The 12,196-nt window shown below is 46.5% G+C and carries 15 protein-coding genes; all 15 read right to left on the bottom strand.

The features are described 5' to 3' along the window. Window positions 1–455 precede the first annotated feature (455 nt). The 15 genes from ndk to cmk all read right to left on the bottom strand — a co-directional run bounded on the left by ndk (window position 456) and on the right by cmk (window position 12,060). Window positions 456–902, bottom strand: a complete 447-nt coding sequence (ndk, locus tag QMA09_RS09570) for a nucleoside-diphosphate kinase (protein WP_135500802.1) — start codon at window positions 900–902, stop codon at window positions 456–458. A gap of 85 nt (window positions 903–987) precedes the next feature. After that, a complete protein-coding gene (gene hepT, locus QMA09_RS09565; RefSeq protein ID WP_290212926.1) occupies window positions 988–1,962 on the bottom strand; it encodes a heptaprenyl diphosphate synthase component II in 975 nt (324 codons plus the stop codon). Between the two features lie 21 nt (window positions 1,963–1,983). Then, window positions 1,984–2,679, bottom strand: a complete 696-nt coding sequence (locus QMA09_RS09560; RefSeq protein WP_135500800.1) for a demethylmenaquinone methyltransferase — start codon at window positions 2,677–2,679, stop codon at window positions 1,984–1,986. Window positions 2,680–2,684: 5 nt separating this feature from the next. After that, window positions 2,685–3,461: a heptaprenyl diphosphate synthase component 1 gene (locus QMA09_RS09555; RefSeq protein WP_290212925.1), complete on the bottom strand. Its 777-nt coding sequence runs from the start codon at window positions 3,459–3,461 to the stop codon at window positions 2,685–2,687. 81 nt (window positions 3,462–3,542) lie between these two features. Next, complete coding sequence (gene mtrB, locus QMA09_RS09550; protein ID WP_290212924.1) at window positions 3,543–3,764, bottom strand: trp RNA-binding attenuation protein MtrB; 222 nt, start codon at window positions 3,762–3,764, stop codon at window positions 3,543–3,545. A gap of 36 nt (window positions 3,765–3,800) precedes the next feature. Next, on the bottom strand, window positions 3,801–4,385 hold the full coding sequence (gene folE / locus QMA09_RS09545) for a GTP cyclohydrolase I FolE (protein WP_290212923.1): 585 nt from the start codon (window positions 4,383–4,385) through the stop codon (window positions 3,801–3,803). 222 nt (window positions 4,386–4,607) lie between these two features. Next, on the bottom strand, window positions 4,608–4,880 hold the full coding sequence (locus tag QMA09_RS09540; protein ID WP_135500796.1) for an HU family DNA-binding protein: 273 nt from the start codon (window positions 4,878–4,880) through the stop codon (window positions 4,608–4,610). 184 nt (window positions 4,881–5,064) lie between these two features. Beyond that, window positions 5,065–5,775 carry a hypothetical protein gene (locus QMA09_RS09535; protein WP_290212922.1) on the bottom strand — a complete coding sequence of 237 codons (711 nt, stop codon included), beginning with the start codon at window positions 5,773–5,775 and terminating at the stop codon, window positions 5,065–5,067. A 10-nt stretch (window positions 5,776–5,785) separates the two neighbouring features. Next, entirely contained in the window at window positions 5,786–5,989 is a 204-nt protein-coding gene (locus QMA09_RS09530) for a DUF2768 domain-containing protein (protein ID WP_135500794.1), read from the bottom strand. Window positions 5,990–6,076: 87 nt separating this feature from the next. Continuing rightward, complete coding sequence (locus QMA09_RS09525) at window positions 6,077–7,096, bottom strand: NAD(P)H-dependent glycerol-3-phosphate dehydrogenase (RefSeq protein ID WP_290212921.1); 1,020 nt, start codon at window positions 7,094–7,096, stop codon at window positions 6,077–6,079. A gap of 21 nt (window positions 7,097–7,117) precedes the next feature. Beyond that, complete coding sequence (der, locus tag QMA09_RS09520; RefSeq protein ID WP_135500792.1) at window positions 7,118–8,428, bottom strand: ribosome biogenesis GTPase Der; 1,311 nt, start codon at window positions 8,426–8,428, stop codon at window positions 7,118–7,120. 93 nt (window positions 8,429–8,521) lie between these two features. Then, the gene (gene fni, locus QMA09_RS09515) at window positions 8,522–9,577 is read right to left on the bottom strand and encodes a type 2 isopentenyl-diphosphate Delta-isomerase (RefSeq protein ID WP_290212920.1); all 1,056 of its coding nucleotides are present in this window, start codon (window positions 9,575–9,577) and stop codon (window positions 8,522–8,524) included. A gap of 1 nt (window position 9,578) precedes the next feature. After that, window positions 9,579–10,724: a 30S ribosomal protein S1 gene (rpsA, locus tag QMA09_RS09510; protein ID WP_135500790.1), complete on the bottom strand. Its 1,146-nt coding sequence runs from the start codon at window positions 10,722–10,724 to the stop codon at window positions 9,579–9,581. A 75-nt stretch (window positions 10,725–10,799) separates the two neighbouring features. After that, window positions 10,800–11,384, bottom strand: coding sequence for a lysophospholipid acyltransferase family protein (locus tag QMA09_RS09505; protein ID WP_290212919.1), 585 nt, complete (start codon window positions 11,382–11,384; stop codon window positions 10,800–10,802). Window position 11,385: 1 nt separating this feature from the next. Further along, on the bottom strand, window positions 11,386–12,060 hold the full coding sequence (cmk, locus tag QMA09_RS09500; RefSeq protein ID WP_175580263.1) for a (d)CMP kinase: 675 nt from the start codon (window positions 12,058–12,060) through the stop codon (window positions 11,386–11,388). Between the last annotated feature and the right edge of the window lie 136 nt (window positions 12,061–12,196).

Here is a 12,196-nt window from a genome sequence, read left to right as displayed (position 1 = left end):
AATCCGCAGGAAAGGTATGGCCGTAGTTCGGTCATACCTTTGCGACGAAGCTAGCGAAGCGATGCAGGAGCAGTATGTTTGCCCTCGCCACCTTCCGCTTCATTCAAAGACATTTCTTGATAGCAAATCATCTCTTTTATCGAATTTTTAACTAGATAGTCCTCCCTGTTTCTTCTAGACATCTACAAGATATGTAGCAAAACAGCTTCGACTCCCGCGGGATAGCGAAGTGCCGAAATCCACTCGGGCGCTAGCTCGAGTTAGTTCGGCGCAAGCCCGCAGGAAATATATGGCCGAAAGTAATTCGGCCATATATTTGCGACGAAGCAGCGCAGCGATGCAGGAGCATATGTTTTAGCGGGGCTGTTTTGCGGAATATCGATGAAAGAACATACACTGCTCTCAAAGATTTCCAGACAAAATAAAAAAGCAGCGAGGCTGCTTTTTTAGCGGGATTAGTTTACCCAGTTGTTGATTGTTTTTTCGTATGATACCAATTCTTCTTCTTTGAAGAACAAGCCGATTTCACGAACAGCGCTTTCAGCTGAATCAGAACCGTGGATCATGTTTTTGCCAACAGTGACTGCGAAGTCGCCGCGGATTGTTCCTGGAGCTGCATCTTTAGGGTTAGTAGCGCCCATCATTTGGCGTGCAGTCAAGATTACGTTTTCGCCTTCCCATACCATTGCGAAAACTGGTCCAGAAGTGATGAAGTCAACCAATTCTCCGAAGAATGGGCGTTCTTTGTGCTCGCCGTAATGCTCTTCAGCCAATTCAGTTGGGATTTGCATCAATTTAGCGCCTGCTAAGTGATAGCCTTTTTTCTCAAAACGTGCCACGATTTCACCGATTACATTGCGTTGTACGCCGTCAGGTTTAACCATCAAGAAAGTTTTTTCCATTATGAACACTCCTCTGTATAAAGCTCGGGCTTTATGCCCACCTTAAAAAATACTATCAGTTTGATGCTATTTGTCAACTGCCAGCTTAAAACTTTCTCTTGCCGATGAAAAATGCGATTTTGCGCATCGTCTTAGAGGCTTGGCCTTTCGGCAAATGATCCAGCTCACCCAAAGCTTTATTCAAGTATTTTTCGCTGACTTTTTTTGCGTCATCGATTGCTGAGCTGTCCCGGATCACTTTGACGATATGGAGCCTCTCGGCGTCCGTCAGTTCTTTTTGCAGGCTGTCTTTCAACAATTGATAGATTTCCGGATTGTTGCGCGCATACAAAATCGGCAGCGTGATATTGCCTTGGATAAAATCGCTGCCGGCAGGCTTGCCGAGCTCTTCATCCGACGAAGTGAAATCCAGTATGTCATCGATGATCTGGAACGACATGCCGATGAAATACCCGAACCTCCGCAAATGCGCAATTGTTTTTTCATCCGCTCCCGCAACCATTGCTCCAAGTTCGCAGCTTGAAGAAATCAGCAAAGCGGTTTTACGCTTGATGCGGCGTAAATAATCGCGCAAGTTCTGGTCTAGTTTGTATTTATCTTCTATTTGAATGATCTCACCGCGGCAAACTTCAATCATTGTCTGCGACAAAACTTGATGCAGCCTTGGCGAATCGATATCGGTGATGTATTCCAAGGCGCGCCCCAGTATAAAATCTCCCGTATACATTGCAACACTGTTATTCCATTCCGCTTTGACCGTCAGCTGGCCCCTTCTCATTTCGGAATCGTCTATGACGTCATCATGGACCAGAGATGCCATATGAATCAGTTCAAGCGGCACAGCAACTTGTTTCATGACATCAATATTGTAAGTTCCGAATTTGCCTGCAAGCAAAACAAAAACAGGTCGGATCCTTTTTCCTCCGGCCTGCAATAAATGGAGCGATGCATCGTTTAAAAGGGGAGACTCGGAATCCACTGCCTGTTCTAATTCTTTTTCAATTAAATCCAATTCTGGTTTGAGGTCAGAATAGAGCAATTTCATCTTCACCTTTTCCACTAAAAAACCTCTCCCGCTATTTTACTTTTTAATGCCCATATGCAATGCTGCTGCACCGCCAGAGTAAGGCTTGTATTTCACTTTTTCAAATCCGACTTTCACAAAGAGTGCCGCTAATTCTTTCATGCCTGGGAAATCTTTGGCAGATTCCTGAAGCCACGAATACTCTTTATAGCTCTTCGCGAACAATTTTCCGAATACCGGCATGATGAAACGGAAATAAAAACGGAAAAACGGTTTGAATGCATTATTCGGCTGTGACGTTTCCAGGCACACAATCATTCCACCGGGCTTGAGAACGCGGTGCATTTCAGACAATACTTGTTCATAATCAGGTACATTGCGCAAGCCGAAACCGATTGTCGCATAATCGAATGAGTTGTCCGGATATGGCAGCGCCATCGCATTGCCTTGGATCAATTCGACTTGCGGCATATCCTTCGTCTTATCAATACCGACATTCAGCATGTTTTGGCTGAAGTCGAGGCCGACTACTCTGCCTGTCGGTCCAGTCGCTTCGCCAAGCGCAATCGTCCAATCTGCTGTGCCGCAGCACACATCGATAGCTGAAGCGCCTTTCGCAACTTGCATCTTGTCCATTGTATCTTTACGCCATTTATTGTGCTGCTGGAAACTGATGACAGAATTCATCTGGTCATAGTTAACCGATATTTTTTCGAAAACTTCGTGGACTCGCTGTTCTTTGGTCTTTTGCATGTCAGTCATCCTTCTCGGGTCAGCTGCTCAGCTCTATGCTGGTGCGGGGTTATTTGATGGAGCATGAAATTCTTGAGTTCGTAACTGAAATTATGTGTGCCGATTGTCTGCAGAATTTCTTCATACAGCGAATCGAGTTTATCCAGCAGCCATCGCTCGGTTTGCAACGGATGCCGCAATGTCTGGGTCATCTTCCGTAAAGCCAGGCTTTGGCCGTCCTTCTGCAAGCAGTCGAGTTCTGAAGTGTATCTATTATAGGTGAGCATCAAGACCGCCAAATGAGAGTATTCCTGGTACCCATAAAAATTATAAAACGAAAACAAAAGTTCAGTTTCAATCTGCTTTACAGCTTCATCAATTTCGTCCATAGATCGTATTTCGCTGGAATAAAATGAAGCTTTCTTTTCGCTCACTTTGATGATGGCAGTGGCAAGCCATTGGATCATAGCGATATTATTGGTTTCGGCAAGCATTTTGTAATAGATTCCACTGTAGAAATCCCCTGCCAGTACTGTCAATTGCTGTTTTTTGTCTGCCAGTACGTCGTTTTCCACTAAATCGTGGGCCTGCAAAGCAGCATAGACGATCGACACTGTTTTAGCAGATCTTTCAATATCAGTAGACCACATTTTATTGTCAAAAAAAGGCAAAATCAAAAAAAACAACCTCGCCCTAAGGACTGATGGGCCGTCTGTGAACTTATCGAGTGTGCGCTGCTTAACAGCTTTCAGCACATCGGTCTCCACAGAAGTGATTTTTGAATGTATTTGTTGTTCATTCATACTGCTTGCTCCATTCATGGTTTAGCCATACCATACACCTATAGTATATCACAGGCACAGCCTCGCCTTCATACAATACGCCTACTTTTTCGCTTCGCTTTCCGTAAGGCCGTGTGCCGTTTGGATTTCCGCTTTGCCGCGGATTTTCATCGCAGATGTATGTTCAGTAAATTGGGCAATCATCACTTCGCCTTTATCTAGCTTTTCGGTGTGGTGGAATTTCGTATCATTGCCTCGTGTCAAACCGATCACGTTTACGCCATCTTCAAGCGCACGGATTACAATGTATTCTAGTTGAGCCATGTTTTCACCCTCTTCCGGTAAATGATGGGCATTTTATCAAGCCATGTTGATATATGTGATAATTTCCGAACGTTTTACATCGTCTTTCTCGAAAATCCCGCGGGACACAGCTGTCACTGTTTTAGCGCCAGGTTTTTTTATGCCTCGCATCGTCATGCACATGTGCTCAGCTTCGACCATCACATATACGCCATGAGGATTCAGCGATTCCATTAAGGAGTCGGCAATCGTCGACGTGATGCGTTCTTGCAATTGAGGCCGTTTTGCCACCGAATCGACTGCTCTTGCTAATTTGCTAAGGCCGGTCACGACACCATCTCTCGGGATATAGGCGATATGCGCTTTACCGAAGAAAGGCACCAAATGATGTTCACATGTCGAATAAAACGGAATGTCTTTCACCAAAACCAATTCTTCATGGCCTTCGTGGAAAACTGTTTGAAAATATTCTTTCGGATCTTCACGCAAACCGGAAAATACTTCAGCGTACATTTTAGCGACGCGCTTTGGTGTATCCAGCAAGCCTTCACGCGATGGATCTTCCCCAACCGCTTCAAGGATCATCGAAACTGCCTGCTCTATTTTATCTAAATCCACTTTTTTGGAATTTGTATCTATCACTATTCTTCCCCCCGTAAAAACAAATCACTCTTTGAAGCCGTTCATGTTGCAAGCAGTTAGCCCGTAAATCGCCAATCATAAACCGGCCCATTCCGAACGCTTCCGCTTTTCTCACAAATCGTAGCATATGTATGGTTTGTTGGCAAAATTGAAAACTTAAAAAAAGAATGACTTTTGCGGGAACGAATCTCGCAAAAGTCATTCTATGTACTGCAAAGAAGATTATTTCACTGCGTCTTTAAGTGCTTTACCTGGCTTAAATGCAGGAACTTTGCTTGCAGCGATTTCGATCTCAGCACCAGTTTGCGGGTTGCGACCTTTACGTGCTGCGCGTTCGCGTACTTCAAAGTTACCGAATCCGATCAATTGTACTTTGTCACCTTTAGTTAGAGCTTCTTGAATCGCTTCAAATGCAGCGTCAACTGCTTTTGCAGCATCTTTACGAGAAAGTTCAGCTGCTTCAGCAACAGAGTTCACTAATTCTGTCTTGTTCATGCTATTCACCTCCTCTCAAAGGGGATGCAATCGTTCAATCCTGTAAAAAGAGTATCATAACGAAAAATGCATAGCAACAACTAATAGCGCGGTTTTCCAATAAAACCAACAAATATTCAATTATTATCCTGTAAATTCGTTAATTTTGAGAAAAACCGCGCTAAATCAGCAATTCCACGCTAATTCACTCCGTTTTAAAGACCGGTTCATTATTCTCGTCTACGGTATAAGGCAGAGAGTAAGCCGGCACTACCGGATTGTCTTCATACAGCAAAAACCGGATGTCCTGGCCGGCTTCAAGGGTGCCGTCATACTCCTGGATTGCCGAGTATAAATCGATTGAATAGTCGACAAAGATCTCCCCTTGCCCATTAACAACCAATGGCAGGTTTCTGCCGCTGTAAGGGCTGACGACAAAGCGTTCTTCCTTAAAGCCCATCGCTTTATAATTCAGCCTATAGACATTGTCTGCCAAGATTTCAGCAATTGGAGCCCGGCCGCCATTCGCGCTTTTGCGGATATTGATCGACCGAATTTCCTCAGCAATACGCAAATCAACAAGTTTCACTGTCGGATTTTTTTCAACATCCATCAGCACGTATTGAAAAATGCCGCCTGTTTCGAAAGCATTCGGCGGAATTTCAGCCAGATGTGCAGGGACGATTTTAGCGAAATCAATCGGGTATTTGATGTATTGATCAACATCCATATCCCGTGTTTTGATCGGCAAAATGCCACCTTGGGCTCCTCTGTACTGATTTACCGCATTCTGCACCTGGATGACTTGCTCTTCGTAAGGAATCTGATTCTCCGCCCGCTCGCTCTCCGGGAACATACAGCCCGAAAGGAACATCGCAGCTGCAGCCAGAATAGCGATTAACGATATTTTTTTCATTTTTCTCACCTCACGCGCCGCCTGTTGGGCCGCTGAATACGATGAACACCATTATAAAGAATCCAAGAATCAGCAGAATATAAGCGATTAACGCAAAAACGAATTTCACTATGCCATTTTGTAATTTATACCTGCTTAAATAAATCATGCCCATTGAAATGATCAAAAAAGCAATTCCCGCAAACGAGACCCACATTTTATCTAAAGAGCTCATAATAGACCGCCTTTCGTACTGTTTCAGACCATAGTATAGCATAAAAAAAGAAGAGGCAGAGTGACGCTGCCTCTTCTTTTGTGACAATTAAAGCAAGTTGATGAGATCTTCCATTTCGTTCTTTTTCATGCGTCCCATCAGCAATTCCACAGCGTCTTTTGTTGATACGCCTTCAAAAAGAACGGCGTATAAAGCGTCTGTGATCGGCATAGGCACATCGTATGCCTCTGACAATTGGTGAGCGGCTTTCGTGGTCCGGATGCCTTCAACGACCATGCCCATTTCTTCTAGCACTTGATCAATCGTTTTCCCTTTGCCAAGCATATTCCCTGCACGCCAGTTGCGTGAATGCGGGCTTGTGCACGTGACGATCAAATCGCCGACGCCTGTGAGGCCGGAAAAGGTCAATGGGGTAGCACCCATCTTGACGCCGAGGCGGGCTATTTCAGCCAATCCGCGCGTCATCAATGCCGCTTTTGCATTGTCGCCATACCCTAATCCATCGGTGATGCCGACAGCCAACGCAATGATGTTTTTAAGGGCACCGCCGATTTCCACTCCGATGACATCGGTATTCGTGTATACGCGGAAATAATGGTTCATGAACAAGTCCTGGACTTTTTCAGCAGAAGCCGTATTCTCACTGGCCGCCGTAACTGTAGTCGGTTGTTCAAGCACCACTTCTTCTGCATGGCTGGGTCCGGAAAGGACGACCACATCTTCAAGCAATTGCGGTGGAACCTCTTCGCGGATCATTTCGCTGATGCGCTTCAAGGAATCCGGTTCGATGCCTTTGGAAACATGTACAAACAAAGCTTTTTTATCCAGCTCGTCCTTGATAGCAGAACACACTTCCCTGACGGCTTTTGTCGGAACAGCAATGACAAAAGTCGCCGAATGGTTGACCGCTGCTTTCAAATCACTTGTTGCCTTCAGGTTTTCAGGCAACTTGATGTTTTTAAGATATCGGTTATTCGTATGCTGGTTGATTTCTTCCGCTTGTTCTGCGCGGTGTGTCCAAAGCAGGACATCGTGGCCATTCTGCGCTAATACATAGCTTAGCGCCGTGCCCCAACTGCCTGCTCCAAATACAGATATTTTTTCCATATCAGTAACCACCTTTTCCAATTATGTCCGGGCGCGCGTAATCAACCGGAGCGGCGTTCCTTCAAAATCAAAGCTCTCACGGATCCGGTTTTGCAGGAAACGCTCATAGCTGAAATGCATCAGTTCAGGCTCGTTGACAAAGACAACGAATGTCGGCGGCTTGATGGCCACCTGTGTAACGTAATACAAGCGCAATCTGCGGCCTTTATCGGTAGGCGCAGGATTCATCGCAACAGCATCTTCGATCACTTCGTTCAAGATGCTCGACTGGATGCGTCTTGCATGATTATCATTGACCCGGTTGACGATTTCAAGAATATTATGGACGCGCTTCCCACTGATGGCAGATACGAACAAAATCGGAGCATAATCCAGGAAAAGGAAATGTTCACGGATTTTCCGCGTCATGACGTTCATGGTTTTTTCGTCTTTTTCAACAGCATCCCATTTGTTGACGATGATGATGACACCTTTGCCCGCTTCGTGTGCATAGCCGGCAATTTTCTTGTCTTGCTCCTGGATGCCCTCTTCGGCATTGAGCACAACTAAAACAACGTCTGAGCGTTCAATCGCACGCAATGCACGCAGGACGCTGTATTTTTCTGTCGATTCATAGACTTTACCTTTTTTGCGCATGCCTGCCGTATCAATGATGACATACGGTTGGCCGTCGTATTCGTATTGCGTATCAATTGCGTCACGGGTTGTTCCCGCAATTTCACTGACAATAACGCGTTCTTCGCCTAAAAATGAATTCACCAAAGAAGATTTGCCGACATTCGGACGGCCGATCAACGAGAATTTGATAACATCATCAGGGTATTCCTCTTGATCGTCTTTCGGGAAGTTTTTCGCCACTTCATCCAAAAGATCTCCGATGCCTAGACCGTGTGAGCCTGAAATCGGGTAAGGTTCGCCCATACCCAATTGGTAGAAATCAAATACCATATGGCGCATATCGGGGTTGTCGATTTTATTGACGGCCAGAATGACCGGCTTTTTCGTGCGGTATAAAATTTTCGCTACTTGTTCATCCTGTGTCGTTACGCCATCACGACCGTTTACAAGGAAGATGATGACATCCGCTTCGTCCATGGCAATTTCAGCCTGCTGGCGGATTTGTTCCAAGAAAGGCTCATCGCTTAAATCGATGCCTCCCGTATCAATAATGTTAAATTCATGAGTCAGCCAATCAGCTGAACTGTAGATGCGGTCACGTGTAACTCCTGGAATATCTTCCACGATGGACACACGTTCCCCGACCACGCGATTAAAAATCGTGGACTTGCCTACGTTCGGCCGGCCAACGATTGCTACTACCGGTTTTGACATAATAAATTCATCCTTCCACTTCTGATATTCCTATTATACACGAAAAAGGCGATGGCATCTTGTAAATGTCCATCACCCTAAAAGGTGTAATTTTCAGTTATTGGTTCTATTGGCATACATTGCCGGATTGTAACCGCGCATGGTCAAATAATGGCTCAAACCGCCGGACAGAATAGCGGGACAGCTTCTTAAGCGAGCCGGCTCTGCTGCTCCGAGAGCTGTCATCATCATGCGCATATCTTCCTGCAGCAAGCCGATTTCTTCAATCAACCCTTTTTCTCCGCCCTCAAGCGCTTGTTTGAGGAACGCTCCCGCCAGGCCAACAGCATCCGCTCCCAACACAAAAGCCTTAATGGCATCTTGTGCATGCTGGATGCCGCCGGAAGCGAGCACCGTTTTATGGAAGACTTCCTTTACTTCGATAATTGAAACGGCGGTCGGTACGCCCCAATCCTGGAAATAGGAAAGTTTTCGCGCACGCCGTTCATTTTCAATCGAAGCGAAGTTCGTTCCGCCGAAACCGCCCACATCGATTGCAGCGATGCCGGTGTTCGCCAGCTTTTCTGCCGCTTCCCGCGAAATGCCGAATCCGGTTTCTTTGACGACGACCGGTACATGCAGGCTTTCCGCGATAGCCGCAATGCGTTCAAGCGCTCCCTTGAAATCCCGGTCGCCTTCCGGCATGGTCAGCTCCTGTATCACATTCAAATGGATTTGAAGGGCATTTGCCCCGATCATCTCCACTGCCTGCTGCGCCTGGCTGACACTTGCCTCACTGCCTAAATTGCCCATGATAAAACCGTCGGGATTTTCTTTCCGCACAATTTCATAAGTCGTCCGTTCAGCGGGATCTTTCAGCGCAGCCATTTGAGAACCGACTGCCATCGCTAAACCCGTTTCCTTCGCTGCCCGGGCGAGCAGCCCGTTCAACTTTGTCGTTTCCGTGCCGCCTCCGCCCGTCATGGCATTAATAAAAACAGGTGATTCCAATTTCAAATCACCTGTCCTGATATGAAGGCTGATGTCTTCAACACCAAGGGAAGGCAATGCTTGATGGACTAAACGGACATCATCAAACATCGTTTCCCTGCCCTGGCCTGTCGACACCGCAAATCGTATATGATCCATTTTCCTATCGGCTCTAGACATTTTATTCGGATTTAAAGCCTTTCAATTTGTCGCCAATAACATCCCGGATGGAAAAGCCGCTGGATTCTTCCGGCATTTCGTAATCGGTATGCGAATGTTCAGCTTCTTTTTCCTGAAGCTCTTTGATGCTGAGAGACAAGCGTTTGTCGGCTTTATTGACATCAAGCACTTTCACTTGGACTTCTTGCCCTTCGCTCAGCACTTCATGCGGCGTGCCGATATGCTTGTGCGCAATCTGGGAAATATGCACAAGGCCTTCAACTCCTGGCAGCACTTCGACAAACGCGCCGTAGCTGACGAGGCGCTTCACTTTGCCTGTGTGGACCGAACCTTTGGGCGCGTTTTCTTCAATCGCGTCCCATGGCCCCGGAAGCGTATCTTTGATCGAAAGTGAAATGCGCTCTGAATCACGGTCGACGGACAAGACTTTGACGGTTACTTCCTGTCCTTCTTTGACGACATCCGAGACTTTTTCTACGTGCTCATGCGACAGCTGGGAGATGTGGACAAGCCCATCGACTCCGCCAATATCGACAAATGCGCCGAATGACGCAATGCGCTGGACTTTCCCTTTCAATACGTCGCCTTGGTGAATCGTGTCCATCACTTCTTCTTTTTGCGACTCTTTTTCCATTTCGACGACGGCACGGTGGGACAAGATCAGGCGGTTGTTCTCCTTTTCCATTTCCACGATTTTAAATGCCAACGTCTTGCCTTTATAATCTTCGAACGATTCAACGAAATAATCCTCTACGAGCGAAGCGGGCACAAAGCCGCGCACGCCAAGGTCCAGAACGAGTCCGCCCTTGACGACATCTTTCACTTCCGTCTCGATGATTTCGCCAGTTTCAAACTTCTTCTCAAGCAAGTCCCATGCTTGTTCAGCGTCCACTTTACGCTTTGATAATACAAAGTTCTCATCTTCGACTTTTGTAATGATCAAGTCGAGAACGTCACCTTCTTTAACTGAATCCGATGCTTTTTCGATGTGGAGGCTCGACAATTCGCTGATCGGAATGATCCCATCAAATGGCGCGCCATCAATTGTTACGGTTACTGCTTTTTCTTCGATCTTAAGAACTGTACCTTTTACGTGATCTCCCACTTGGAAGTCACGGTTTTCCGTCATGTTCATTTCCTCAGACATCAGTAGCCCTCCTTCACAAACTATACACATCTTATTTTATTCGAATTCTCTAATAAAAACAAAAATAATCACTTGTTATTTGCTATTTTCATCCAAAAGCTTCTGGATTGATGCCATAATCGCTTCTGTAACTTCCTCTGGAGTCGCTTTGCGTTCTCTGTAAGGCTCCATGATAATCGGTTCACCGAACACCACTTTTACTTTGCGGAACGCCTTATACGGGCCAATAATAGCACACGGAACAACATCTGCATTGCCGCGCAGGGCAAAGAATCCGGCTCCGCTCAAGCCTTTTTTCAAAATGCCCTCTGTCGAACGCGTTCCTTCCGGAAACAGCCCAACTACTTCCCCGCTTTTCAGGATTTTAAGCGCAGTGCGCATGGCTTCCCTGTCGCTCATGCCCCGTTTCACAGGAAAAGCATTTACTTTAGGCAGCAGCCCGCCAAGGATTGGCAGTTTGAATAATTCTTCTTTCGCCATGAAATGAACCGTTCTTGGGGCGGTCATTCCAACAACTGGCGGATCGAGCGCATGGATATGGTTCGAGCAAAGAAGGATGCCGCCTTCTTTCGGGAATTTCTCATGCCCAACCACTTCAAAGCGGTAGAGCGGCGTTAAGGCGGTTTTCACTAAGGTTTTGCCGAATGCGTATAAATTCACCTTATGCCATCCTTTCTTGGGCCAGCGTAAGAATTTTCTGTGCCGCTTCTTGTATTGTCAAATCGGTCGTATCGATATAAATCGCATCCTCCGCTTGCTTAAGCGGAGATACCTCTCGCTCGGAGTCCATTTTATCGCGTGCTGCGATTTCTTCTTGCAGCTCCGCTAAAGGCGTGTTGATGCCGCGAACCTGATTATCAGCAAAGCGCCGCTGCGCCCGCTCTTCCACAGTCGCTGACATGAACACTTTTAATGCAGCATTTGGCAGAACGTCAGTCCCGATGTCGCGGCCGTCCATGACAACGCCTCTGCTTTCCGCAAGCTGGCGCTGCAGCTCGACCATGCGTTCGCGCACAAGTGCGTGCGCAGACATTTCTGACACCGCTTTTGTGACCTGCTGGGTGCGGATCGCTTCAGTCACTTCCTCGCCATCCATGAACACAAGCTGTCCGTTATCAGAAGGCTCTAAATCTATTTGTGTGCGAAGCAGCAACTCACCCGCTTCTTCATTGCTGGCCATATTAATGCCTTCGTTTATCGCTTTTAATGTAATGGCGCGGTACATGGCACCCGTATCGATATAAATATAGCCTAATTGCTCAGCCACTATTTTTGCTATGGTACTTTTTCCAGCCGCTGCTGGGCCGTCGATTGCGATTTGTATTGGATTCGTCAAAAATGTCACCTCATCATATGTATTCAACATATTTTAACACAAGAAAAGCGGAAGCGGACGTTTAGATTCGGTGGGGGTAAGACGGGCTGGCGAAGCGGCGTTCTGTGCCGCACAGCCAGCTTGGCTTACAACCCGA

The sequence above is a fragment of the Planococcus sp. APC 3906 genome (genome assembly GCF_030407685.1).
Classification (GTDB): Bacteria; Bacillota; Bacilli; order Bacillales_A; family Planococcaceae; genus Planococcus; species Planococcus koreensis.
The sequence above is the reverse complement of the archived record's forward strand: the minus strand, read 5'-3'. Positions and strand labels throughout refer to the sequence as shown.

Coding starts and splice junctions, on each gene's coding strand:
- ndk (WP_135500802.1), bottom strand. CDS start 902: ATGGAAAAAACTTTCTTGATGGTTAAACCTGACGGCGTACAACGCAAT.
- QMA09_RS09560 (WP_135500800.1), bottom strand. CDS start 2,679: ATGCAAAAGACCAAAGAACAGCGAGTCCACGAAGTTTTCGAAAAAATA.
- QMA09_RS09555 (WP_290212925.1), bottom strand. CDS start 3,461: ATGAATGAACAACAAATACATTCAAAAATCACTTCTGTGGAGACCGAT.
- mtrB (WP_290212924.1), bottom strand. CDS start 3,764: ATGGCTCAACTAGAATACATTGTAATCCGTGCGCTTGAAGATGGCGTA.
- QMA09_RS09540 (WP_135500796.1), bottom strand. CDS start 4,880: ATGAACAAGACAGAATTAGTGAACTCTGTTGCTGAAGCAGCTGAACTT.
- QMA09_RS09535 (WP_290212922.1), bottom strand. CDS start 5,775: ATGAAAAAAATATCGTTAATCGCTATTCTGGCTGCAGCTGCGATGTTC.
- QMA09_RS09530 (WP_135500794.1), bottom strand. CDS start 5,989: ATGAGCTCTTTAGATAAAATGTGGGTCTCGTTTGCGGGAATTGCTTTT.
- QMA09_RS09525 (WP_290212921.1), bottom strand. CDS start 7,096: ATGGAAAAAATATCTGTATTTGGAGCAGGCAGTTGGGGCACGGCGCTA.
- der (WP_135500792.1), bottom strand. CDS start 8,428: ATGTCAAAACCGGTAGTAGCAATCGTTGGCCGGCCGAACGTAGGCAAG.
- fni (WP_290212920.1), bottom strand. CDS start 9,577: ATGTCTAGAGCCGATAGGAAAATGGATCATATACGATTTGCGGTGTCG.
- rpsA (WP_135500790.1), bottom strand. CDS start 10,724: ATGTCTGAGGAAATGAACATGACGGAAAACCGTGACTTCCAAGTGGGA.